Below are 23,137 nucleotides of genomic sequence, written 5' to 3'. Positions count from 1 at the left end.
GCTGGCACCAAGATGTCGCCCGCTGGCAGCTTGCTGGTGACCACGACCCGTCCGAGCCACCCGCCGGGGCGGCAGACTTGACGTAGTCGGGCAACGGACCCGACGTGACGGCACGTCACGGACGAACGGGGGAGCGAAATGGACCACGGCAACGGCTGGGAGTAACGGACCGAGCGCGGCCGACCGGTCGGCCAGCCGCTAGATCCAGCCCGCCTCCTTGGCGAGCATGGCGGCGTGGAACCGGTTGGCCGCGTTCAGGCGGAGCATCAGATCGGCCACGTAGCGGCGGAAGGTCCGCAGCGAGACCCCCATCTGCCGGGCGCCGATCTCGTCCTTGTCCACCGCGCACAGAATCCGCAGCACCTCCCGGTCGGCCGCGCTGAGCGGACCGGCGGCGGTCGGCCCCTCCAGGTCGTACGCCGAGGACCAGATCTCCTCGAACAGCCGCACCATGCTGGAGACCAGCCCGGGCTGACGGATCACCAGCGCGCCGCGCGCGCTCCGCCGCGGGTCCACCGGCACCACGGCGACCTCCTCGTCGTACGCGACCAGCCGCTCCACCGCGCGGTCGCTGACCCGGATCCGGGCCCCGAGCCCGGACAGTTCGCGCAGGTAGGCGTGGGTCACCGGGTGCTCGGCGGCCTCCTGGCTCACCACGGTCCGCAGGCCGACGCCCCGGCGCAGGCAGCGCAGGTCGAGCGGCCGGGCCACCGCGATCATCTCGGGGGAGTACGAGGGCTGCAGCGCCAGTACCTCGTGCCGGGCGAAGAAGGCGAGGTCGTCCAGGCGGGACCGGACCTCGGCCACCCCCTCCAGCCGTTCGATCTCCACCGGCGGCTCGTCCCGGTGCCCGTCCCGGAAGGCGGCGCAGAGCTCCGGCAGCACGGAACGGACGGCGGCGACCCGGCGCAGGTCGTCGTTGAGCTGGGTGAACCGACGCTCGATCAGCCGCTCCACCGCGCCGGCGGGGTCGATGACGGCCCACGGGCCGTCATCGGGACCGGGGTGCACCAGCCCGTGCCCGGCCAGCACCGTGAGCGCCTGCTCGGACGCTCCGGTCGTCAGGCCGCTCTCGCCGGGCAGGTCGGTGCAGCGCGGGTGGTCGAGCAGGTGCAGGTAGACCCGGAGGGCGTCCGGGCCGATGCCCAGGCAGGCCAGGTCGAGCGTGCTGTTCATCTTCGTTCCGCTCCGTCCGCTCGGACATGCATGGCGGTCCTCCTCCGGTCCTTGATGGGCCGTCATTAATATACCCACGGGAAGGTATTTTTTGGAGGCCGGGTGAGCGGCGACCCCGAGGTCCGGAGCCGCCGCCCTTCAGTTCCCCAGCACCCGCCAGCCGGCCCGGGCCGCCTGCTCCGCCAGGCCGGCGTCGGTGCCGACCGCGACCGGGTGGCCCACCGCGAGCAGCATCGGCAGGTCGGTGGCGTCGTCCCCGTAGGCGTAGCAGTCCGCCGTCCGCAGGCCGAGGGCGGCGATGGTCCGGCGGACCGCGGCTGCCTTGGCCTCGCCGATCATCGGCTCCGCCACCTCACCGGTCAGCCGGCCGGTCCGGTCCAGCTCGGGTTCGGTGCACAGGATCAGCTCCGCCCCCAGCTCCTCGGCCAGCGGGGCCAGCAGTTCCCGGCAGGAGCCGGAGACCAGTGCGATCCGGTGACCGGCCGTCAGATGCCCGCGCAGGGCGGCCACCGAGCCGGGCAGGAAGGCGTCAGGCCCGGTCCGGAAGCTCCGGTACCAGTCCTGGCCGGCCGCCCGCAGCCGGTCCGCGGGCACCCCGGCGAACAGCCGGAAGTACGCCCGGTTCCGCTCGGCCCTGGTGAGCGGCCCGGTGAGCAGCGTGACCAGCTCGTCCGGGCGGTCCGGCGCCCAGTGCTGCCAGAAGGCGACCATGCTCTTGGCGGCGATCAGCGTCTCGTCCACGTCGAAGAAGGCGACCGCCTGGCCGGTCGCCACCCGACGGCCCCGGCCGCGCCGATCGCAGCGGGTGTCCGTCCGACGTTCCGTCAGCACGAGGTCACGGTCCGGGCGTCGAACAGCGCGGAGGCGACCTGGCGGCCGTCCTGGGTGGCCAGGGTGAGGATCCGGCCGTCCTCGACCCGGGCCGAGACGGTCAGCTCCCGGCCGTGCTCGCCGAAGGAGTGGAAGACCAGCCGCCCGTCGGTCGGCGACCAGCCGGGCACGGTCCTGGCGGCGGCCTGGCGGAGCGCCTCCAGCAGTACGGTGCCGGGCACGTGGTCGCACGGGTGGTCGAACAGCACCGGGTGGGTGGGGTCGGCGAGCAGCCGCCAACTCCCTTGCGGCAGTGCCGGATCGTCGGCCAGTACGACGTCGCGGCGGTCCGGCGGCAGCGGACGGCCGACCGGCGCGGCCCCGGCCCGGCGGCCGGCCCGCTCGCGCAGCAGCGCGTACGGCCCGGGCGGCAGCACCTCCCAGCGGACCCCCATCCGGGCGCAGCGCACCCCGTCCACCAGCAGGGTGGCCTCCAGCGCGAACCGGAACCGCCGCCCGGTGATCCGGCGCACGCAGGTGGCGTCCAGCAGCACCGGTAGCCCGGCCCGGCCGCCGCCCGGGAGCCGGTCGCCGAGGAGCTCGAAGTCCAGGTCCTGCATCACGAAGGGATGACCGGCCGGGACGTCCAGGAAGCGGTGCGCCAGGTGGATCGCGGCCTGCCGGACGGTCTCCACCAGCAGCAGCGGATCGCTGGTCAGCGCCTCCGGGCGGTGGCCGAGCAGGTGGTTCCTGGACCAGCGGGCGGCGATCGCGTACCGGTCCCCGGTCAGCCGCCGTGCGTCGGTGATCAGCACCTCGCGGTCGGCGCTCTTGTGCACGCTGGCCCGCGGCACGGGCCGGTCGAAGGTGAGCGGCCGGCGGGCGGAGTCGGCCCCCGCGGCCGCTCCGATCGCGGCCGGTACGGATGGTGCGCAGGTGGTGGTGGCAGGCGACATGGACGAACCCTCCCCTTGGGAATTCCATGAGCTACAAGGCCTGTCCGGGCGGTCGGGCGCCGTTGCGCGACCGGGAGCGGGCAGGGTGGGTATTCCGAGCGGAATGTTCCGGCTGCGGGCCGGGCGGTGCGGCACGGGTCGTGGCTGGTCCGCTGTACGGACGGCTCGTCGTGCGGGTGTCGGCCGGCTGGACTGCGAGTCCCCGGCCGAGTGGGGCGGTCACTGTGCCGATGGCGATGACCTGGCCCGACTCCTCGGTACGCCTGAGTGACTTGGTGATCACGTTCGGCGCTGGGCAAAAATATACCTGCCGGGATGTATATTGCAATGCCCCACCCGGGGATACCCTCGGCGACAGAGCAGAACGCACCACCGGAAGGCCCACAGCGTGGAAGACGCACCGAAGCTCGCAGGCTGGGAGAGCACCCCGCCCAGCGCCCGCCGCAGTCCCGACCTCCGGCAGGACCGTGCCCAGCGGACCCGGGAGCTGGTCCTGAACTGCGCCGCAGAGCTGTTCGCAGCTCGCGGCTTCCACGGCACCTCGGTCCAGGACGTGGCGGCCGCGGCCAAGATGACCAAGGGAGCCGTCTACTTCCACTTCCCCGGCAAGGACGTCCTCGCGGTCGCCGTGGTGGAGGCCCACTACACCCGCTGGCCCGCCCTGCTGGAGCGCGCCAGGGCCCAGCAGGCCGGCCCGTTCGGCACCGTGCTGGCGATGGTGGACGGCGCCGCCGAGGCGTTCGCCGAGGACGTGGTGGTGCAGGCCGGAGCCCGGCTCCAACTGGAGTCCATCCTGATCGGACTGCCGCTGCCGACCCCGTACATCGGCTGGATCGAACTGCTCGCCGACTTGCTCGGCCAGGCCCTCGAACAGGGCGAACTGCGCCCCGACGTGGACCCGGGCGCCGCCGCCCGCACCATCGTCTCGACCTTCTTCGGCATGCAGCACATCTCGGCCACCCTGTACGACCGCGCCGACCTGCGCGAGCGCTGGCGCGAGGTCCGGGAGCTGGTGCTGCTCCCGCTGCGCGCCTGACCCGGACCCGGAGAACGGCGAAGGGCCCCACGCACCGCGCGGGGCCCTTCGCCGTTCTGCTGCCCGATCAGACGAACGAGTTGATCTGGATCGTCTCGGTCCGGCCGGGGCCGACGCCGATCGCCGAGATCGGTGCGCCGGACATCTCCTCCAGTGCCTTCACGTAGGCCTGCGCGTTCTTCGGCAGGTCGGCGAAGGTCTGCGCCTTCGAGATGTCCTCGGTCCAGCCGGGGAAGTTCTCGTAGATCGGCTTGGCGTGGTGGAAGTCCGACTGGCTGTACGGGAGCTCGTCGACCCGCTTGCCGTCGATCTCGTACGCCACGCAGACCGGGATCTCCTCCCAGCCGGTCAGCACGTCCAGCTTGGTGAGGAAGAAGTCGGTCAGGCCGTTCACCCGGGTCGCGTACCGCGCGATCACCGCGTCGAACCAGCCGCAGCGCCGGTCACGGCCGGTGGTGACACCACGCTCGCCACCGATCCGCCGCAGCGCCTCGCCGTCGGCGTCCAGCAGCTCGGTCGGGAACGGGCCCGAGCCGACCCGCGTGGTGTACGCCTTCAGGATGCCGATGACCCGGTCGATCTTCGTCGGGCCGATGCCGGCGCCGGTGCAGGCACCACCGGCGGTCGGGTTCGACGAGGTGACGAAGGGGTACGTGCCGTGGTCGACGTCCAGCAGGGTGCCCTGGCCGCCCTCCAGCAGGACGACCTTGTTGGCCTTCAGCGCCTCGTCCAGGACCAGGGTGGTGTCGGCCAGGAAGGGGCGGAGCTTGTCGGCGTAGCCGAGGTACTCCTGGACCACCAGGTCGGCCGGGATGGCGCGGCGGTTGTAGAGCTTGACCAGCAGCTGGTTCTTGTCGTGCAGCGCCGCTTCGACCTTCTGGATCAGGATCGACTCGTCGAAGAGGTCCTGGACCCGGATGCCGACGCGGTTGATCTTGTCCGCGTAGGTCGGGCCGATACCGCGACCGGTGGTGCCGATCCGGCGCTTGCCGAGGAAGCGCTCGGTGACCTTGTCCAGGGTGCGGTGGTACGGCGTGATCAGGTGGGCGTTGCCCGAGATCAGCAGCTTCGAGGTGTCGATGCCGCGATCGTTCAGGCCGCTGAGCTCGGAGAGCAGCACGCCCGGGTCGATCACCACACCGTTGCCGATCACCGGCGTCACGTTCGGGCTGAGAATGCCGGAAGGCAGCAGGTGCAGGGCGTACTTCTGATCGCCGATGACCACCGTGTGACCGGCGTTGTTGCCGCCCTGGTAGCGAACGACGTAGTCGACGGAGCCTCCGAGGAGGTCCGTCGCCTTCCCCTTGCCCTCGTCTCCCCACTGGGCACCAACGAGCACGAGTGCCGGCACAGGCGTACACCCCTTCCGGTTGGGGCATCCTGCGTAGGCCGCAGTCTGCCCCGAGATAGACGAAGCCCCTGGCGCAATAGCGCAAGGGGCTCTTGCACCGAGAGATTACCTGAGGAAGGACCGGTCGTGTCGTCGCTGTCCACGCCCGAAGACCGCGCCGTCGATCCGGACGCCCCTGGTCAGCTGCTGGTCCTGGTCGACCCGACGGCCCGGCAGGCCGACGGCGAGTCGGTCCGGATCGCCCGGGACGTGCTCAGCGGGGGTGCGGACGTGAAGGTCGCACTGCCGGAGAGCCCATCCGAACTGGACCGGGTGCTGGCTCATCGAGGCCGCCGCCGTCCGGTTGTGATCGGTTCTGATCTGGCGCTGCAACGAGTGCTGCAGGCCCTGCACCGGCAGCGTGAGCTGGGCACCGACCCGGTCGGCCTGGTCCCGGTCGGCCGGCCCGAGGCGGTGGCCGCCGGCCGGTCGCTGGGTGTTCCCGCGCAGCCGGTGGCGGCCGCCAGGGCGGTCCTGCACGGCGCCGCCCGCAAGCTCGACCTGCTGGTGGACGACGGCGGCGGGGTGGCGTTCGGCGGAGTCAGCATCCACACCCACACCGCGGGCCGCCCGGCCGGACTGCGTTCGCTATGGGCGAAACTGGCTGCGGCCGAGCAGGGGACCTCACTCGGTTCCGACGAGCCCCGGCTCCGGGTCGAGGCGGACGGCCGGCTGCTGGTGGACCTGGACGAGCCGGTGCACCGGCTGCAGGCCGCTCTCTCCGCCGGTTCCGGCGAGATGGAGCTGCTGCTCCAGCTGGCCGGGGGCCCACGTACGGTCCGGGCCACCCGTCTCTCGGTGACCGGCCGGGGGTTCGGCTACCAGGCGGACGGCTGCCGGGTCGGCCCGGTCCGGTCGCGGGTCTGGACCGTCCATCCGGCGGTGTGGCAGCTGCTGCTGCCGCTCGCGTGAGCAGCGTCACGTCCGGGGCCGCCGTCCGACGGCCCGTCAGCCCGCCGACCGGGTCGCAGTCCGGATGCGGCAAGGCCCGAGGCACATTCAACGAATTGTTGCCGAGAAAAGCGCCGGAGCGGTAAGGGGTTTTGTCTACGCGCGTTGCTATCGGATCGGCCAATTGCGCACCCGGCCGCTGTTCGGGAAGGCGTACGGAACTGCCCTAGACTCGAAGATGTGCCACGAGGAGACGGACGACTCAACCACGATCTTCTTCCCGGTGAGAAAGGCCCCCAGGACGCTTGCGGCGTCTTCGGTGTCTGGGCTCCCGGCGAGGAGGTCGCAAAGCTCACGTACTTCGGCCTCTATGCCCTGCAGCACCGCGGACAGGAATCCGCGGGCATCGCAGTCAGCAACGGCGCCCAGATTCTGGTCTTCAAGGACATGGGACTCGTCTCCCAGGTCTTCGACGAGGCCTCCCTGGGTTCCCTGCACGGGCATATCGCCGTCGGACATGCCCGCTACTCGACCACCGGGTCCTCGGTCTGGGAGAACGCCCAGCCGACCTTCCGGGCGACCGTTCACGGTTCGCTGGCCCTCGGCCACAACGGAAACCTGGTCAACACCGCCGAGCTCGCCGAAATGGTGGCCGCGCTGCCGGGCGAGGAGCACGTCTCGCGCTCCGGCCGCTCCGCCGCGACCAACGACACCGACCTGGTGACGGCGCTGCTCGCGGGCCACCCCGATCTCTCGATCGAGGAGACCGCCAAGCTGATCCTGCCCAAGGTCAAGGGCGCGTTCTCGCTGGTCTTCATGGACGAGCACACCCTCTACGCGGCCCGCGACCCGCAGGGCATCCGCCCGCTGGTGCTCGGCCGCCTGGAGCGCGGCTGGGTGGTGGCTTCCGAGACGGCCGCCCTGGACATCTGCGGCGCGTCCTTCATCCGCGAGGTCGAGCCCGGCGAGCTGATCGCCATCGACGAGAACGGCATGCGCACCTCGCGGTTCGCCGAGGCCAAGCCCAAGGGCTGCGTCTTCGAGTACGTCTACCTGGCCCGCCCCGACACCTCCATCGCTGGCCGCAACGTGCACCTCTCCCGGGTGGAGATGGGCCGTCGGCTGGCCAAGGAGGCCCCGGTCGAGGCCGACATGGTGATAGCCACCCCGGAGTCCGGCACCCCGGCCGCGATCGGCTACGCCGAGGCCAGCGGCATCCCGTACGGCTCCGGCCTGGTGAAGAACGCCTACGTCGGCCGCACCTTCATCCAGCCCAGCCAGACGATCCGTCAGCTCGGTATCCGGCTCAAGCTGAACCCGCTGCGCGAGGTCATCCAGGGCAAGCGCCTGGTGGTCGTGGACGACTCGATCGTCCGCGGCAACACCCAGCGCGCGCTGGTCCGGATGCTCCGCGAGGCGGGTGCCGCCGAGGTGCACATCCGGATCTCCTCGCCGCCGGTCAAGTGGCCGTGCTTCTTCGGCATCGACTTCGCCACCCGCGCGGAGCTGATCGCCAACGGCATGACGGTCGAGGAGATCGGCCGCACGCTCGGCGCGGACTCCCTCGCCTACATCTCGATCGACGCCATGATCGAGGCCACCACGATTCCCAAGGACAACCTCTGCCGGGCCTGCTTCGACGGTGTCTACCCGATGGAGCTGCCGGACCCGGCGCTGCTCGGCAAGCTGCTGCTCGAGGCCGAGATCGCCGGCGGCAAGCAGCAGCCCGCCGTCCGCACCAAGCCGACCGGCTCGGACCTGGACGGTGTCCAGTCCCTGCTCGGCGGTCACGGCGCGGGCGACGCGCTGCGGCGTCCGTAGGGATGGTCTGATCATTCGCGTCGGATCAGACCACGCCAGTCCCACCACCCCCGACCCGAGAGGGCCGTCAGCAGTGACCAGCAACGAGAGCAGCGGCGCCACCTATGCCGCCGCAGGTGTCGACATCGAGGCGGGCGACCGCGCCGTCGAGCTCATGAAGCAGTGGGTGAAGAAGGCCGACCGCCCCGAGGTGGTCGGCGGCCTCGGCGGTTTCGCCGGGCTCTTCGACGCCTCCGCCTTCAAGCGCTACGAGCGCCCGCTGCTGGCCTCCGCCACCGACGGGGTCGGGACGAAGGTCGCCATCGCGCAGGCGATGGACAAGCACGACACGATCGGCCACGACCTGGTCGGCATGGTCGTCGACGACCTGGTCGTGTGCGGCGCCGAGCCGCTCTTCATGACCGACTACATCTGCGTCGGCAAGGTCGTGCCGGAGCGGGTCGCGGCGATCGTCAAGGGCATCGCCGAGGGCTGCGTGCTGGCCGGCTGCGCGCTGGTCGGCGGCGAGACCGCCGAGCACCCGGGCCTGCTCGGCCCGGACGAGTACGACGTCGCGGGCGCCGGCACCGGTGTGGTCGAGGCCGACGCGCTGCTCGGTGCGGAGCGGGTCCGGGCGGGCGACGTGGTGATCGCGATGGCCGCCTCGGGTCTGCACTCGAACGGCTACTCCCTGGTCCGCCACGTGCTGCTGAACGAGGCGGGCTGGAAGCTGGACCGCAAGGTCGAGGAGTTCGGCCGCACCCTCGGCGAGGAGCTGCTCGAGCCGACCCGGATCTACTCGCTGGACTGCCTGGCGCTCACCCGGGCCACCGAGATCCACGCCTTCTCGCACGTCACCGGCGGCGGCCTGGCGGCCAACCTGGCCCGGGTCATCCCGGCCGGCCTGCACGCCCGGCTGGACCGGGGCACCTGGTCCCCGCTGCCGGTCTTCCAGACCGTCGCCAAGGTCGGCAGGATGGCCGCCCTGGAGATCGAGAAGACCCTGAACATGGGCGTCGGCATGGTCGCCGTGGTCCCGCCGGAGTCGGTCGACACGGTGCTCGCGATCCTGGAGGACCGCGACGTGGAGGCCTGGCTGCTGGGCGACATCGTGGACCGCACCGACGAGCACGGTGACGCCGCGACGCTCTACAACGCGTACGAGGGCTTCCAGATCGGCTGATCACCGCCTTGAGCCCACCGTCCTGAGGGCCCCTCCGGGGGCCCTCAGGCGTTTCCGGGGCCCTCACGTCCGCGCGTCCGTCCGCACGTCGCACGCGGCCGCGCGGGAACGCCGAAGACCGGCTCGGCACCCGTGGGTACCGAGCCGGTCAGGTCAGGCTCTTACGCGCGACGGCGGGACTGGCTACTGCCGGCGTCCGCTTCCGCGTCGTCATCCTCGTCGGCGTAGAGGTCCGCATACGCCGCGTAGGGATCGTCCTCTTCCTCTTCCTCGATCGGTTCCGGCTTGATCGAAGCAGTGGAGGGCGATACACCCAGCTCGCTGGACAGACGGTTGGCGTCAAAGCCGCCGCCGTTGTACTTCAGCTCGCGGGCGACCTTCGTCTGCTTGGCCTTGGCCCGGCCGCGCCCCATGGGTCGACCCCCTCAACGATGGGGCTCACGGCCCCGAGTCTGACACGTGTTCATGATCAGGAGCGGTCTGCCCGAAGTGGGAGAACCGTCCCTTGGAGCATTAACGGTACCTGTTTCCGCCGCCGAACGGTACGTCGCCGGTGTGACGTGGCGCGCACTGCCACCCCCCGAAACCAGGTCCTTCCAGGTCACGAGGGGATTTTCGGGCTTTCGCAGGCTGTTCAGAGCCTGCCCAGGCCGGTTGTTCCAAGACCGATTATCCCCCGACCGGGGGCTCGGCATCGCCCGTTCGGGCTACCAATCGAGAATCCGGTTCCACATCGTGATGCGGGGGAGGCGGACCTCCCCCGCAGCCCACGGTCAGCTCTGCCGGGCGCCCGGCAGCAGCACCGAGCGGAGCGCGCTGATCTCCCGCATCCGCTTCTCGGCCAGCCGGTCGGCGGCCACCGCCGGGGGCACGCCGTCGGCGGCGGCCCGGGTGAAGATCTCCAGGGTGGTGTCGAAGATCTTCGTGGCCTTGGTCTTGGCCCGGTCGAAGTTGTAGCCGCCCTTGTGCTGCGACTCGAACTCGTCGGCCACCTGGATCACTCCGCCGGAGTTCACCAGGTAGTCCGGCGCGTAGAGGATGCCGCGGCCGGCCAGGTCCTTCTCCACGCCCGGGTGGGCCAGCTGGTTGTTGGCCGCGCCGCAAACCACCGCGGTGCCGGCCGCGCCGAGCGCACCGACCGTGTGGTCGTCCAGCGCGCCGCCGAGCGCGCAGGGGGCGTAGACGTCCAGCCGGGCCTGCAGCAGCGCGGCGGTGTCCGCCACCACCTCGACGTCCGGGTAGGCGGCCCTGACCCGGTTCACGGCGGCCTCGGACACGTCGGTGACCACCACGGTGGCGCCGTCCGCGACCAGGTGGCCGACCAGGTAGTGGCCGACCTTGCCGACGCCCGCGATGCCGACCCGGCGGCCGCGCAGGGTGGGCTGGCCCCAGCTGGCCTGGGCGGAGGCGCGCATGCCCTGGAAGACGCCGAAGGCGGTCAGCACCGAGGAGTCGCCGGCGCCGCCCTGCTCGGGCGAGCGGCCGGTCACGTAGTCGCACTCACGGGCCACCACGTCCATGTCCTGCACGTAGGTGCCGACGTCGCAGGCGGTGACGTAGCGGCCGCGCAGCGACTGCACGAAGCGGCCGTAGGCGCGCAGCATCGCCTCGTTCTTCGCCGTGCTCGGGTCGCCGATGATGACGGCCTTGCCGCCGCCGAGGTCGAGCCCGGCGAGCGCGTTCTTGTAGCTCATCCCGCGCGAGAGGTTGAGCGCGTCCTCCAGCGCCGCCTCCTCGGAGACGTACGGGAAGAACCGGGTACCGCCGAGGGCCGGGCCGAGGGCGGTGGAGTGGATGGCGATGATGGCCTTCAGGCCCGAGGCGCGGTCGTGGCAGAGCACGACCTGCTCGTGGCCGTCGTTCGGCGCGCCGTCCTGCTCGGTACGGAAGATCCTGCTCAGCACGCCGGGTGCGGGGTGCGAAGCGGACAGAGTCTGTACGTCGGTCACTGTGGTGACTCCAGTATCTGTGGCCCACTGCTGTGGTGTGGGCGCCTGTGACGAAGCCTAGTCGCGGGGCTGTGGCCCGTTCTGCCCCTTGGCACAACGATTCAGCCCCGTCCTGGGTACCCGGTCGGCTCCCCCGTGCGACGATGCCGGATGTGACCGCTGTGCGTACCTCGGTGCTCCCGCCCTACGCGGCCCATCTGCGCGTGTACGAGCCGCTGGCCGCCTATCCGGGCCCGGAGCGGGCCCGCTGGCAGGCCTACGCGGCCCGGTACGGGCCGGACGCGGTGGAGGCGGCCCAGGCGGTGGCCCCGGCGGTGCTGGCCGAGCAGCGGGGCGCGCTGGCCGAGCTGCTGGCCCGGACGCCGCGGGCGCTGCCCGAGCGGGAGAGCGAGCGGGCCTTCGTCCGGGTGCTGGACGGGGTGACCTACGTCTGTCCGTGGGCGACCAGGCTGCGCAGCTGGCAGGCGATGGAGGAGCTGGCCGAGTCGCTCCCGGTGGCGCTGCTGGACACCGTGCTGCCGCCTGTGGTCCGGGCGGCCGCGCAGGCCGACCGGGAGCGCTGGCGGGCGGCCCATCCGGACGACCGGCCGTGGATCCTGACCAACCGGTGGCAGGTGCCGGTGCGCTGGTTCCTGCCGTTCGGCACCGAGGACCGTTGCTTCCTGCCGGCCGGTCCGCCGGACCGGCCGGCCGCGCTGTTCTACCTGACGCCGATGTCGCAGGCCCGCCGCCGGGTGGCCCGGGTGTACCGGGCGCTGCGGGAGCGGGTGCCGAGCGGTGCGCTGGCCAGTGGGGTGGAGGAGCTGGGGCGGTGGTTGGAGGAGTTCCACCCGCGCTCGCTGGTGGAGCTGGACTACGGCGGCCTGGTGCACCTGCTGGGCGCCGGGCTGGCCGAGGAGGACTCGGTCGGCGAGATCGAGGCGGGGGTGGCCGCACTGCGGGCCGGGGACGGCCGGGAGGCGGCCCGGATGTACGAGACCGTGACCGAGCGCTGGCGGCGGGTGCACGCGCTCCGCTACGCGAGCTGACGCGGGGTGCACTGACGAGACGTCAGGCCCGGTCGGGGCAGGTGTCAGTGCGGCAGGCGATGATGGTTGGGACCTTTGGGCCTGGGGTCCGGGACGAAGGTCCCGGTTCGGGTCAATACCCCTCGAACGTGACACTACTCACCGTTGACGCTTACTTACGCCTATGTGTAAAAATGGGACAACCAGCCCAAGTTCACTCAGATGTGTCCACTTCTGGGTGGATCTGGGAGTAGTGCCTGTTTTGCGGGGAAACGAAGGGTCTGGTCCTCTCATAACCGCTTGTCACCGATTGGTGACTGTCCGCTATGGGACGGTCCATGGCCATCCGTCGCTCTTGAACCCGTGAGGGGTCAATTTTGGCGGTTTGGCCGATGGGGCTGGACGAATGGTGTAGTTGTAGACACCAGGACAAGCCGTTCGTCCTATTACCGACTCGGCCCGTCTATGCCATTTCGGGCATCGCGGGCCAAGGTGCAGAATTTGAAGGATAGAACCGCCCTGGTTCGGTTCTCCCGAGGAGGCCGCTCATGACCGCTCGTACCCCTGACGCCGAGCCCCTGCTGACGCCGGCAGAGGTCGCCACCATGTTCCGCGTTGACCCCAAGACGGTCACCCGCTGGGCCAAGGCGGGCAAGCTCACGTCCATCCGCACTCTCGGCGGCCACCGCCGGTATCGCGAGGCGGAGGTGCGCGCACTGCTGGCCGGTATTCCGGCACAGCGCACCGAAGCCTGAGAAGGCCCCTTCGGGGCCTTTTCGCCAGCTCACTGCAAGGGGCCGCATCCCTGACTCCGCCGGGTCGGGGAAGCGGCCCCTTTCGGCTTGCCCGGAATGCAGTGTTCCTATTGGGGCCCGTGTGGGGTGGGGGGAAAGAGGGGTAATGCGTGTGCAATTTTATATATTAAATCAGCAACCCCTGCAGGGGTGTCCGACCTGTCCGGCCTCAGGAAAAGATAAGTGACGACCATCACAGCGGCGTTATCTTGTGGTCTAGACCTACCGTGACGTAGAAGTTGACGCCCGATCAGCGGGAAACGCGAAGAGGCCCGGAGCCTGATGGCTCCGAGCCTCTTTCGAACGGCGATCCTGACGGGACTTGAACCCGCGACCTCCACCTTGACAGGGTGGCGAGCTAACCAACTGCTCCACAGGACCAGAGTGTTACTGCGATCTGTCTTGTCCGTCTGCTTCTCGCTCGCGAACAAGACAGATCGTACTGCATCCCGGGCCCCCAGGTCGAACCGGCTCCCGGGCCTCTCTTCCGGATCACGCCGGGCGGCCGGCGTGATCCGAAAGAGAGGCCCTACAGCCCGGCGGCGGCCGCCTCCATCGCCTTCAGGATCCGCTTCTCCGAGACGGGCGTCGGGGTGCCGAGACCCTGCGCGAAGAAGCTCACCCGGAGTTCCTCGATCATCCAGCGGATCGCCCGCAGCTCGGCCGACGGCTCCCGGCCGGCCGGCACCTTGGCGAGCAGGTCGCCGTACGCGTCCTGCACCTGCTGGACCTTGTGCAGGTGCAGCAGGTCGCGCTGCGGGTGGTTGGGCAGCGCCTCCAGTCTGCGGTCGACCGCGAGCAGGTAGCGCTTCAGGTCGGGCAGCCGCTGCCAGCCGGTGGCCGTGACGAAGCCGGGGTGCACCAGCGAGGCCAGATGCAGCCGGACGTCGTTGACGGCGGTCAGCAGCACCGGGCTGGAGACGCTCTTCAGCCGGTTGGACGCCTTGTGGAAGGCGATCAGCGCGGTGGCGGTCTTCAGCGTGGTGTCGGCGGACAGCTCGTACAGGTCGGCCCTGACCTTGTCGTACAGCTTGGTGAAGGACGCCTCGTCCCAGGCCGGTCCGCCGTGCAGGGCCATCAGCCGGTCGGTGGCGGCCGCCACGATGTCCTCGAACAGAGCGGGGATGGAGCCGTGCGGGCTGTACGAGAGCGCCAGCTTGGCCTGGTTGCCGAGCCGCTGCTGGATGGACTTGGCGGGGGAGTTGATGCTCAGCATCAGCAGCCGCCGGGTGCCCGCCCACATCTCCTGCTGCTGGGCCTCGGGCGTGTCGAAGAGCCGGATCGCCACCGAGTCGCCCTCGTCCACCAGCGCCGGGTAGGCCCGCAGCGAGTGGCCGCGCGCGCGCTGCTCGAAGGTGCGCTGGAGCACCGGCAGGCCGGCCGGCCAGGTGGTCAGGCCGGTCTGTTCGATGCCCTGGCCGGAGGCGGCCGAGGAGAGCGTCTCCTTGAGCTTGGGCTTGAGCCCGAGCCGGAGTTCCTCCAGGTCCTTGGACTCGGCCAGCTTCTTCTTGCCGTCCACCACCCGGAAGGTGATCCGCAGGTGGTCGGGCACCCGCTCGTCGTCCCAGGCCTCCGGCGGGATGGTGATCGCCGACATCCGCTTGAGGATGTGCTCCAGGGTGGGCAGCAGCGGCTCCTGACGGTCCTTCACCAGCCGCAGTGCCTTGCCGGCGAAGTCCGGGGCCGGTACGAAGTTGCGGCGCAGCGCCTTGGGCAGTGAGCGGATGTACGCGGTGACCAGCTCGGCGCGCAGGCCGGGGATCTGCCAGTCGAAGCCCTCGGCGGTGACCTGGTTGAGCACCGGGAGCGGGATGTGCACGGTGACGCCGTCCGCGTCGCTGCCAGGCTCGAACTGGTAGGTCAGCTTGAACCGGAGCTTGCCCTGCTGCCAGTAGTCCGGGTAGTCCGCCTCGGTGACGCCGTCCGCCGAGTCGTTGATCAGCATCGACTTCTCGAAGTTCAGCAGGTCCGGCTGGTCGTGCCGGGCCTTCTTCCACCAGGCGTCGAAGTGCCGGGTGGAGACGATGTCCTCGGGCAGCCGGGCGTCGTAGAAGTCGAACAGGGTCTGGTCGTCCACCAGGATGTCCCGGCGCCGGGCCCGGTTCTCCAACTCGGCGACCTCGCTGAGGAGTTGGCGATTCTCGCCGAAGAACTGGTGATGGGTCTCCCAGTCGCCCTCGACCAGCGCGTTACGGATGAACAGCTCGCGGCAGAGCTCCTGGTCGATCTTCCCGTAGTTGATCTTCCGCTGGGCGACGATCGGCATCCCGTAGAGGGTGACCTTCTCGAACGCCAGCACCGCGCCGGCCTTCTTCTCCCAGTGCGGCTCGCTGTAGCTCTTCTTGATCAGGTGCTCGGCCAGCGGCTCGACCCACTCGGGCTCGATCTTGGCGTTGATCCTGGCCCACAGCCGGGAGGTCTCCACCAGCTCGGCCGACATCACCCAGCGCGGCGGCTTCTTGAACAGCCCCGAGCCGGGGAAGACCGCGAAGCGCGCGCCCCGGGCGCCGGCGTACTCGCGCTTCTCCACGTCGAACAGGCCGAGGTGCGAGAGCAGGCCGGAGAGCAGCGCCTGGTGGATCCGGTCGGCGTCCGGCTCCGCGTCCTCGTGCGGCTCCTCGATCGTGACGCCGAGCTGCTTGGCCACGGTGCGCAGCTGGGTGTAGATGTCCTGCCACTCCCGTATCCGCAGGTAGTTCAGGAACTCGGACTTGCACATCCGGCGGAAGGCCGAGGAGGAGAGCTCCTTCTGCTGCTCCTTGACGTACCGCCACATCGCCAGGAAGGCCAGGAAGTCGGAGGTCTCCGAGTTGAACCTGCGGTGCCGCTCGTCGGCCGCCTGGCGCTTCTCGGCCGGGCGCTCGCGCGGGTCCTGGATGGAGAGCGCGGCGGCGATCACCATCACGTCCCGGACCACGCCGAGCCGGTCGGCCTCGATCACCATCCGGGCCATCCGCGGGTCGACCGGCAGCTGGGCCAGCTTGCGGCCGAGCGGGGTGAGCCGCTTGCGGTGGTCCTTCTCGGCCGGATCGAGTGCGCCCAGCTCGTGCAGCAGGTTGACGCCGTCCTTGATGTTCCGCGAGTCCGGCGGGTCGAGGAAGGGGAAGGCGGCGATGTCGCCGAGGCCGGCCGCCGTCATCTGGAGGATGACCGAGGCCAGGTTGGTGCGCAGGATCTCCGGGTCGGTGAACTCGGGGCGGGCGAGGAAGTCCTCCTCCGAGAACAGCCGGATGCAGATGCCGTCCGAGGTACGGCCGCAGCGGCCCTTGCGCTGGTTGGCGCTGGCCTGGCTGACCGCCTCGATCGGCAGCCGCTGCACCTTGGTGCGGTGGCTGTACCGGGAGATCCGGGCGGTGCCCGGGTCGATCACGTACTTGATGCCGGGAACGGTCAGCGAGGTCTCGGCCACGTTGGTGGCCAGTACGATCCGGCGGCTGTTGGAGCGCTGGAAGACCCGGTGCTGCTCGGCCGAGGAGAGCCGGGCGTACAGCGGGAGCACCTCGGTGAACTTGAGGTTCAGCTTGTTGAGCGCGTCGGCCGTGTCGCGGATCTCCCGCTCGCCGGAGAGGAAGACCAGGATGTCGCCAGGCCCCTCGGCCTGCAGCTCCTGGGCCGCCTCGCAAATCGCCTGCACCTGGTCGCGGTCGCGGTCCAGGTCGGTGTCCTCCTCGCCCTCCTCCAGGATCGGGCGGTAGCGCACCTCGACCGGATAGGTGCGTCCCGAGACCTCGATGATCGGCGCGTCGCCGAAGTGGTTGGCGAACCGCTCCGGGTCGATGGTCGCCGAGGTGATCACGACCTTGAGGTCGGGGCGGCGCGGCAGCAGCTGTTTGACGTACCCGAGGATGAAGTCGATGTTGAGGCTGCGCTCGTGCGCCTCGTCGATGATCAGGGTGTCGTACTGGCGGAGCTCCCGGTCGGTCTGGATCTCGGCCAGCAGGATGCCGTCCGTCATCAGCTTCACCAGGGTGTCAGGGCCGACCTGGTCGGTGAACCTGACCTTCCAGCCGACCGCCTCGCCGAGTGGCGTGTGCAGCTCCTCGGCCACCCGTTCGGCCACCGTCCTGGCCGCGATCCGGCGCGGCTGGGTGTGGGCGATCAGGCCCTTCACCCCGCGGCCCAGCTCCAGACAGATCTTCGGGATCTGGGTGGTCTTGCCGGAGCCGGTCTCACCCGCGACGATCACCACCTGGTGGTCCCGGATCGCCGCCAGGATGTCGTCCTTCTTCTGACTGACCGGGAGCTCGGCCGGGTACGTGATCACCGGCACCGCGTTCCGGCGCTGTTCGACCCGGAGCTCGGCGCGGCCGATGTCCACCGCCAGCTCGGCCGCGATCTTGTCGCGGGCCTCCGGCTTGCGGACCCGGCGCGCCCCGTCCAGTCGACGGCCGATCCGCTGCTGGTCACGCAGTGTCAGCTCGGGCAGCCGAGCGGCCAGCTCCCCGACGGTGGGTACATCGGTGGGCTGGGCTTGGGGAGAACTCACTGCGGACATCCCTCTAGGTTCGCAAGGAGGGGCGGGCGGGCGCACCTCGGTTTTCGAGCACCTCCAGTGTCACAGACCGTTCGACCGGCCCCGTCGTAGGCTGCGGCAGGACTACGTGAGGGGTGGACATGCAGGACTTCGACAGGCACGAGCGCCGGATGTGGTCCGGCGACGGCGTGCCGGCCGCCTACCTCCGGGGCTTCGCGGGGCTCTGCGCGGGCGCGGTGCCGGCCCTGCTCGACCGGGTGGCGGCCGGCCCCGGCCTGCGACTGCTGGACGTCGGCACCGGCACCGGCTCGGTGGCCGCCGCCGCGCTGGCCCTGGGCGCGACGGTGACGGCGGTGGACGGTGAGCCGCAGATGGTGAAGGTGGCCGCCGAACGGCTGCCCGAGGTGCCGGTCTCGCACGCCCTGCTGCCCGGACTCCCTTTCGCCGACCGTGAGTTCGACGCGGTCACGGCCAACTTCGTGGTCAACCACGTGGCTGACCCGGTGGCAGCGCTGGCCGAGCTGCGCCGGGTGGTCCGCCCCGGCGGCCGGGGCGCCGTGACGCTCTGGCACGGCGGGGCCAACCGGGCTATGGACCTGTTCGGCGAGGTGCTGGACGCGGTCGCGGTGGAGCGCCCGCTCTTCCCGTCCGTCCCGGTCGCCTTCGAACGGACGCCGGAGGGGCTGGCCGGGCTGCTCACCGAGGCGGGCTGGCAGCAGGTCGAGGCCGCCGAGCTGAGCTGGACGTACCGGGTCGACCCGGAGGACTGGTGGGCCGGCCCGGCCGGCGGCGTGGCCAACATCGGCCTGGTGGTCAGCACCCAGCCGGAGTCCGTGCTGGCCGCGCTCAAGCGGGCGTACGACCGCCTGGTGGCGGACCGGCTGGACGCGGACGGACGGCTCGTCCTCGAAGCGTGCGCCGTGCTGGCGAGCGGCGTGCGTGGACCGGCCGGAGTCCGGGTGGTGGGCGGACTCCCCGGGACTCAGGTGTTCGGATAGCCTTTTGACGGATTGTCATCCTGCAGGTACGAGGTTCCGGGGGAGCCACTTTGAACTTCATCAGCGAAGCATGGGACGACGCCAAGGACCTGGTCGGGGCAGGTGCCAAGGTGGTCAAGGACATCGTCATGGCACCCGCCGAGATCGCCCGCTGGGCCCTTGGCGAGATGTTCGGCGGCGGCGAGGACGAACTGCGCCAGATCGCCAAGGAACTCGCCGACCTCGGCAAGGAGTTCGACAAGCTCAGCACGGACGTCAACTCGGCGCTCGGCAAGCTCACCTGGCACGGCCCCGCCGCCGACGCGTTCACCAACCACGCCCAGGGCCGGGTCCGCGAGATGGCCGGGGTGGCGGACGAACTGGACGGGCTGAGCAAGGCGGTCGAACGCCTGGCCAGCTTCTGACGCCCACCGGCAGAAGATCATCACGAGGACAACGGGGACGGGGAACCATGGCCGGTGAGCAGTTCGGCGTGCAGTTGCAGGAACTCGGCAGGATCCAGCAGGACTGGCAGCAGGTCAGTCAGCGGATGGCCGAGATGCAGCAGAAGCTCGGCAAGATCCAGGAAACCCTGGCGAAGGCGGTCGCGGTCGACCTGGCCGCCAGCCCGCTGGCCGGCATCGTCGGCTTCGGCATCGCCTTCGACGTGCTCCGGGACGCCAAGGACGTGGAGTCCAGGGCCCGGCACCTGATGGAGACCAAGGCGAAGCTGACCAAGGCGATCTCCGAGGACACCGAGAAGATCAAGGCGGTGATGAAGGAGTACGCCGAGGCCGACCGCAAGATCCAGGAGGAGATGAAGCAGCGCGAGAACGCCCAGCCGAAGGGTGACGGCGGCTCGACCCGGATCAACAGCAAGGACAAGGGCGGCGGCGGCAACACCGGCGGGGGCGGCAACACGGGTGGCGGCGGCAGGCACCAGGGTGACGGGGACCACGGGAAGTTCGGCGACCACACCACCGACGACCGTGGTGTGAAGTACATCAACGGCGACAGCTGGGAAGACTGGAACGGCAACAGTAAGAAGCACCCGAGGAACGGCGAGGGTCAGGGCGCCCTGGTCCGGCCGAAGATGGACGGTCTGTCGGAGGAGCGCAAGGAGATCCTCGAGCGGGCGATGAAGCGCGTCGACATGAAGCTCGGCTACAGCCAGGGCGCGATCACCGCCGGCTACCGGGTGGACTGCTCGGGCTTCGTCAGCGCGGCCTGGGGCATCCCGCCGGGCTCCTACGGTGGTCCGAACACGGACGCGCTGATGACCGACAAGTACTCGTACAAGATCAGCAAGGGCGATCTGCAGCCGGGCGACGCGCTGATCAACGGCGACCACACCATCCTCTTCGGAGGGTGGGCGAACGCCGAGCACACCAAGTACATCGCCATCGAGAACGCCGGCCAGGCCGGGACGGTCTCCCGGGTGTCGACGATGGACAACCGGTACGGCTTCTACCGCCGCAAGGATCTCTGAGCCGTCGGTCGGTCACCGCCACACGGCGGTGACCGACCGAGGTCAGAGCAGGAAGAGCTTGGCGAAGGGCGCAGTGATGCGCACCTGCCGTGAGCCGAAGTCGACGAGCACCGCAAGCTCGCCCTCGACGGCGATGGCCCGGCCCAGGCCGTACTCGTCGTGGGAGACCCGATCGCCGACGGCGAACCGCTTGATCTGCGGCGTGGGCGCGGGGCGGAAGGGGCTGGTGGGGAGATGGCGCCGTGGCGCTGAATTCGTCATCCGTGTCAGTATGCGCCCAAATCCGGGCGCTGGGACCTGCCGCCCGGTAACGGATTTTCGGATTTTCTGGATCATGGACCTTTCGCTGCCGTAGCAGGCCGGGCGTCGGACCCCTCGGGGAGGCCTCGAAGACTGGGCGCGTCGGATCCCTCCGCACTGGCGCGAACCCTGCTACAGTCGTGGTAGTTGCAGTTGTGGTTCCCATGAACTTGTGTGCGCCTGCTGGTTGTGACCGCAGGCGCGTTTTTTGTTTCCCGGCTCTTTACTCCGGGCGGGCCCATCACGGCGACGCGGAGCTTGCGAAGTGTGAGCTCTGGACAGTCCCCTGAAGGAGTTTTAAATGGCTAATGGCACCGTGAAGTGGTTCAACTCGGAAAAGGGCTTCGGCTTCATCGAGCAGGAGGGTGGCGGTCCTGACGTGTTCGCCCACTACTCGAACATCAACGCCAACGGCTTCCGTGAGCTGCTCGAGGGCCAGAAGGTCGAGTTCGACGTCACCCAGGGCCAGAAGGGCCCGCAGGCGGAGAACATTCGCCCGCTCTAAGTAGGACCCATGCCCGTACGGCCGCTTCGGCGGCCGGGGGCAGCATGTCGCAGCCCCCGAGTGCTTCACTCGGGGGCTGCGCTGTTTTCCGGCCCGGTCAGTGCTCGTCCAACTCGGCGATGGTCTCGGTCAGCCAGCTCAGCTCGGTCTGGGTGGTGGCCCGCGCGATCAGGAGCAGACCGCGGCGGAACGGGTCGTCGAATTCCTCGGCGCCGAGTGGCCGTTCGCCGTCGTAGAAGAAGCTGGCCGGTTCGTTGAGGAACGCGAGCCGGCGGCGCAGTACGGCGGCCTGCTCGGCGGGATCACCCAGTTGGCGGAGGAAGGCCAGCACGGTGAACCACCGGTTCTCGTCGGTGATGTCCAACTCTTCGGGGGCCCGCAGCCGTGCCAGCAGGGCCGCCTGGCCGGCTTCGGTGAGATGCAGGGTGTGCCGGGGGGCGGCGGCCGTCCCGGGCTCGGTCTCCCGGATCAGCAGCCCGGCCGTCTCCAGCCGCTTGATCGCCGGGTACAGCGTGCCGTCACTGATCGGCCGAACGTGTCCGGTCAGCGCGGCGAGGTGGCGGCGCAGCTCGTAGCCGTGCAGCGGCCGCTCCTGGAGGAGGCCGAGAATCGCGAGCTTCAGCATGTCCCCACTCTTCCAGATCCGCCGGTCCGTATAACGCTTCCGAGATACCTCGACTACGAGGTATGGTGCTCGCCGGACCCGGACGACCAGAGAAGGAGACGGCCATGCGGCATGCCCTCGTGACCCCCGACGGCGACCACCTGCGCTGGGTGGAGATCCCCGGCGCCGAACCGGCCCGGGTCTATCTGCACGGGCTGGGCGCCAGCTCGCCGGTGTACTTCGCTGCTGCGGTGGCCCATCCGGAGCTGGCCGGCCGGCGCTCCCTGCTGCTCGACCTGCTCGGTTTCGGCATCAGCGACCGTCCCATCGCCTTCCCCTACACCCTCGAAGCGCACGCCGACGCGGTCGCGGTGGCACTGCGCAGCGCGGGGGTGAGCGGTGCCGAGGTCGTCGGGCACAGCATGGGCGGCGCGGTGGCCGTGGTGCTGGCGGCCCGTCACCCGGACTTGGTGGCCGGCCTCGTGCTGGTCGACACCGGCCTCGATCCGGTCACGCCCGCCGAGCTCGCACACCCCAACAGCAGCGGTCTGCTCGCCTACTCCGAGCGCGAGTTCCTCGACGGCGGGTGGCGTGCGGTGCGCGAGCGGGTGGGTCCGCTCTGGTGGGCGACCATGCGCCTGGCCGGCCGGGAGGCGCTGCACCGCAGCGCGGCCTCGCGGGCCCTGGGCGGCACGCCGGGCCTGCGTGAGCTGCTGCTCGAACTGCCCGTCCCGCGCAGCTTCCTCCATCCGGCAGCCGACGGCGAGCCCGCGGGTGCCGACCGGCTGCGGGAGGCGGGAGTACGGGTCACCGCCGTGCCCGGCTGTGGGCACAACATCATGTTCGACAATCCCGACGGCTTCGCCCGCGCGGTCGCGGACTCCTTCGCCGGGAGCGCGGCGGGCTGAGCGGTGCCGCCCACGGGAAAGCCCCCGGTGAGTGAACTCACCGGGGGCTTTCGGCAGTTGTGGCCAGGGCCGGGGTCGAACCGGCGACCTCCCGCTTTTCAGGCGGGCGCTCGTACCAACTGAGCTACCTGGCCGTACTGCACCGTCTCTTGCGAGACGAGCGATCCTGACGGGACTTGAACCCGCGACCTCCACCTTGACAGGGTGGCGAGCTAACCAACTGCTCCACAGGACCTCGTGCGGAGCGCATCCGCTTCGGCATCTTGCGACGCCGACTTTACTACGGTACTGCCGTGCCCCCAACGGGATTCGAACCCGTGCTACCGCCTTGAAAGGGCGACGTCCTGGGCCACTAGACGATGAGGGCTTGCGGCCCGCCCGGCTGACCAGCAGCGGTCGGGGACGTGAGAAGCATATGGGATGCCGGGCGGGAACGCCAAAACGGTTTCGGCCGTCCGAATCGGGGGCGGGCTCAGGACCAGCCGAGTTCGTGCAGCTCATGGTCGTCGAAGCCGAAGTGGTGGGCCACCTCGTGGATGACCGTGGTGCGGACCTCCTGGACCATCTCGTCGTGGGTCTCGCAGCGGCGGGTGGTCGGGCCCATGTAGATGATGATCCGGTCGGGCAGGACGCCGGCGTACCACTCACCGCGCTCGGTGAGCGGGGTGCCCTCGTACAGACCGAGCAGCTCGGGGTCCGCCGGGTCGGGCTCGTCCTCCACGAAGATGGCGACGTTGTCCATCATCGCCGCGAGTTGCGGCGGGATCTGGTCCAGGGCATCGGCGACCAGCGTTTCGAACTCGTCCCGGGTCATGTCCACCGCCTCATTGTCGGGTGTGAGGTGACGCGGTGCCAGATCACCGGCGCCGGTGATTGCCGGTGATTCAC

At 70.1% G+C, this 23,137-nt stretch carries 21 protein-coding genes and 4 tRNA genes; 11 read left to right on the top strand and 14 right to left on the bottom strand.

Annotated elements, in window-relative coordinates; genetic code table 11:
• Positions 1 to 198: 198 nt before the first annotated feature.
• From ASC99_RS21090 to ASC99_RS21080, 3 genes are all read right to left on the bottom strand, one after another.
• Positions 199 to 1,176 (bottom strand): response regulator transcription factor, encoded by a 978-nt coding sequence (locus tag ASC99_RS21090; RefSeq protein ID WP_057234346.1) that lies wholly within the window; start codon positions 1,174 to 1,176, stop codon positions 199 to 201.
• Between the two features lie 138 nt (positions 1,177 to 1,314).
• Positions 1,315 to 2,007: an HAD family phosphatase gene (locus ASC99_RS21085; RefSeq protein WP_235502832.1), complete on the bottom strand. Its 693-nt coding sequence runs from the start codon at positions 2,005 to 2,007 to the stop codon at positions 1,315 to 1,317.
• Entirely contained in the window at positions 2,001 to 2,942 is a 942-nt protein-coding gene (locus tag ASC99_RS21080; RefSeq protein WP_057234341.1) for a ScbA/BarX family gamma-butyrolactone biosynthesis protein, read from the bottom strand. The genes ASC99_RS21085 and ASC99_RS21080 overlap by 7 nt, the downstream gene beginning before the upstream one ends.
• A gap of 388 nt (positions 2,943 to 3,330) precedes the next feature.
• Between ASC99_RS21080 and ASC99_RS21075 the strand changes: the two genes are divergently transcribed.
• Positions 3,331 to 3,978, top strand: coding sequence for a ScbR family autoregulator-binding transcription factor (locus ASC99_RS21075; protein WP_063857139.1), 648 nt, complete (start codon positions 3,331 to 3,333; stop codon positions 3,976 to 3,978).
• A gap of 67 nt (positions 3,979 to 4,045) precedes the next feature.
• Here ASC99_RS21075 and ASC99_RS21070 read toward each other — a convergent pair whose 3' ends face one another.
• Positions 4,046 to 5,329 carry an adenylosuccinate synthase gene (locus ASC99_RS21070; RefSeq protein ID WP_057234339.1) on the bottom strand — a complete coding sequence of 428 codons (1,284 nt, stop codon included), beginning with the start codon at positions 5,327 to 5,329 and terminating at the stop codon, positions 4,046 to 4,048.
• 126 nt (positions 5,330 to 5,455) lie between these two features.
• On the opposite strand from ASC99_RS21070, the gene ASC99_RS21065 reads away from it, so the two are divergent.
• The 3 genes from ASC99_RS21065 to purM all read left to right on the top strand — a co-directional run bounded on the left by ASC99_RS21065 (position 5,456) and on the right by purM (position 9,242).
• Complete coding sequence (locus ASC99_RS21065; protein WP_235502833.1) at positions 5,456 to 6,280, top strand: diacylglycerol kinase; 825 nt, start codon at positions 5,456 to 5,458, stop codon at positions 6,278 to 6,280.
• A gap of 219 nt (positions 6,281 to 6,499) precedes the next feature.
• Entirely contained in the window at positions 6,500 to 8,080 is a 1,581-nt protein-coding gene (gene purF, locus ASC99_RS21060; protein WP_057234337.1) for an amidophosphoribosyltransferase, read from the top strand.
• 73 nt (positions 8,081 to 8,153) lie between these two features.
• Positions 8,154 to 9,242, top strand: coding sequence for a phosphoribosylformylglycinamidine cyclo-ligase (gene purM / locus ASC99_RS21055; RefSeq protein WP_057234335.1), 1,089 nt, complete (start codon positions 8,154 to 8,156; stop codon positions 9,240 to 9,242).
• 161 nt (positions 9,243 to 9,403) lie between these two features.
• On the opposite strand, the gene ASC99_RS21050 is transcribed toward purM, so the two are convergent.
• Positions 9,404 to 9,655: a DUF3073 family protein gene (locus ASC99_RS21050; protein ID WP_057234333.1), complete on the bottom strand. Its 252-nt coding sequence runs from the start codon at positions 9,653 to 9,655 to the stop codon at positions 9,404 to 9,406.
• A 360-nt stretch (positions 9,656 to 10,015) separates the two neighbouring features.
• Positions 10,016 to 11,191: a Glu/Leu/Phe/Val dehydrogenase dimerization domain-containing protein gene (locus ASC99_RS21045; protein ID WP_057234330.1), complete on the bottom strand. Its 1,176-nt coding sequence runs from the start codon at positions 11,189 to 11,191 to the stop codon at positions 10,016 to 10,018.
• A gap of 143 nt (positions 11,192 to 11,334) precedes the next feature.
• Here ASC99_RS21045 and ASC99_RS21040 point away from each other — a divergent pair, with 143 nt between their 5' ends.
• Together ASC99_RS21040 and bldC are read left to right on the top strand one after the other, a co-directional pair.
• Positions 11,335 to 12,219 (top strand): hypothetical protein, encoded by an 885-nt coding sequence (locus ASC99_RS21040; protein ID WP_057234328.1) that lies wholly within the window; start codon positions 11,335 to 11,337, stop codon positions 12,217 to 12,219.
• 527 nt (positions 12,220 to 12,746) lie between these two features.
• A complete protein-coding gene (bldC, locus tag ASC99_RS21035; protein WP_014137253.1) occupies positions 12,747 to 12,953 on the top strand; it encodes a developmental transcriptional regulator BldC in 207 nt (68 codons plus the stop codon).
• A gap of 346 nt (positions 12,954 to 13,299) precedes the next feature.
• Here bldC and ASC99_RS21030 read toward each other — a convergent pair.
• Positions 13,300 to 13,373 (bottom strand) — tRNA-Asp (locus ASC99_RS21030).
• 148 nt (positions 13,374 to 13,521) lie between these two features.
• The gene (gene hrpA, locus ASC99_RS21025; protein WP_082598495.1) at positions 13,522 to 17,487 is read right to left on the bottom strand and encodes an ATP-dependent RNA helicase HrpA; all 3,966 of its coding nucleotides are present in this window, start codon (positions 17,485 to 17,487) and stop codon (positions 13,522 to 13,524) included.
• 119 nt (positions 17,488 to 17,606) lie between these two features.
• Here hrpA and ASC99_RS21020 point away from each other — a divergent pair, with 119 nt between their 5' ends.
• Genes ASC99_RS21020 through ASC99_RS21010 form a run of 3 tightly spaced genes read left to right on the top strand, consistent with a single transcriptional unit; the run spans position 17,607 to position 19,932 of the window.
• Positions 17,607 to 18,464 carry a class I SAM-dependent methyltransferase gene (locus ASC99_RS21020; protein WP_063857146.1) on the top strand — a complete coding sequence of 286 codons (858 nt, stop codon included), beginning with the start codon at positions 17,607 to 17,609 and terminating at the stop codon, positions 18,462 to 18,464.
• Positions 18,465 to 18,514: 50 nt separating this feature from the next.
• The gene (locus tag ASC99_RS21015) at positions 18,515 to 18,868 is read left to right on the top strand and encodes a WXG100 family type VII secretion target (RefSeq protein ID WP_057234326.1); all 354 of its coding nucleotides are present in this window, start codon (positions 18,515 to 18,517) and stop codon (positions 18,866 to 18,868) included.
• Positions 18,869 to 18,915: 47 nt separating this feature from the next.
• Positions 18,916 to 19,932 carry a hypothetical protein gene (locus tag ASC99_RS21010; RefSeq protein WP_057234324.1) on the top strand — a complete coding sequence of 339 codons (1,017 nt, stop codon included), beginning with the start codon at positions 18,916 to 18,918 and terminating at the stop codon, positions 19,930 to 19,932.
• A gap of 42 nt (positions 19,933 to 19,974) precedes the next feature.
• Here ASC99_RS21010 and ASC99_RS21005 read toward each other — a convergent pair whose 3' ends face one another.
• Positions 19,975 to 20,193, bottom strand: a complete 219-nt coding sequence (locus ASC99_RS21005; RefSeq protein ID WP_057234322.1) for a hypothetical protein — start codon at positions 20,191 to 20,193, stop codon at positions 19,975 to 19,977.
• Between the two features lie 340 nt (positions 20,194 to 20,533).
• Between ASC99_RS21005 and ASC99_RS21000 the strand changes: the two genes are divergently transcribed.
• A complete protein-coding gene (locus tag ASC99_RS21000; RefSeq protein ID WP_045694210.1) occupies positions 20,534 to 20,737 on the top strand; it encodes a cold-shock protein in 204 nt (67 codons plus the stop codon).
• Positions 20,738 to 20,834: 97 nt separating this feature from the next.
• Here the strand turns inward: ASC99_RS21000 and ASC99_RS20995 are convergent, their stop codons facing one another.
• The gene (locus ASC99_RS20995) at positions 20,835 to 21,362 is read right to left on the bottom strand and encodes a PadR family transcriptional regulator (RefSeq protein WP_057234320.1); all 528 of its coding nucleotides are present in this window, start codon (positions 21,360 to 21,362) and stop codon (positions 20,835 to 20,837) included.
• A gap of 104 nt (positions 21,363 to 21,466) precedes the next feature.
• Here ASC99_RS20995 and ASC99_RS20990 point away from each other — a divergent pair, with 104 nt between their 5' ends.
• The gene (locus ASC99_RS20990) at positions 21,467 to 22,249 is read left to right on the top strand and encodes an alpha/beta fold hydrolase (RefSeq protein ID WP_057234318.1); all 783 of its coding nucleotides are present in this window, start codon (positions 21,467 to 21,469) and stop codon (positions 22,247 to 22,249) included.
• A gap of 60 nt (positions 22,250 to 22,309) precedes the next feature.
• Here the strand turns inward: ASC99_RS20990 and ASC99_RS20985 are convergent.
• The 4 genes from ASC99_RS20985 to ASC99_RS20970 form a co-directional block, all read right to left on the bottom strand.
• Positions 22,310 to 22,383, bottom strand: a tRNA-Phe gene (locus ASC99_RS20985).
• A gap of 27 nt (positions 22,384 to 22,410) precedes the next feature.
• A tRNA-Asp gene (locus ASC99_RS20980) sits at positions 22,411 to 22,484 on the bottom strand.
• Positions 22,485 to 22,543: 59 nt separating this feature from the next.
• Positions 22,544 to 22,616, bottom strand: a tRNA-Glu gene (locus ASC99_RS20975).
• Positions 22,617 to 22,721: 105 nt separating this feature from the next.
• Positions 22,722 to 23,063: a metallopeptidase family protein gene (locus ASC99_RS20970; RefSeq protein ID WP_057234316.1), complete on the bottom strand. Its 342-nt coding sequence runs from the start codon at positions 23,061 to 23,063 to the stop codon at positions 22,722 to 22,724.
• Positions 23,064 to 23,137 lie beyond the last annotated feature (74 nt).

It is taken from the genome of Kitasatospora sp. Root107 (assembly GCF_001424875.1).
In the GTDB taxonomy this organism is placed as follows: domain Bacteria; phylum Actinomycetota; class Actinomycetes; order Streptomycetales; family Streptomycetaceae; genus Kitasatospora.
Note: the sequence above shows the minus strand (reverse complement) of the source record. Positions and strands in the feature narration are given on the sequence as shown.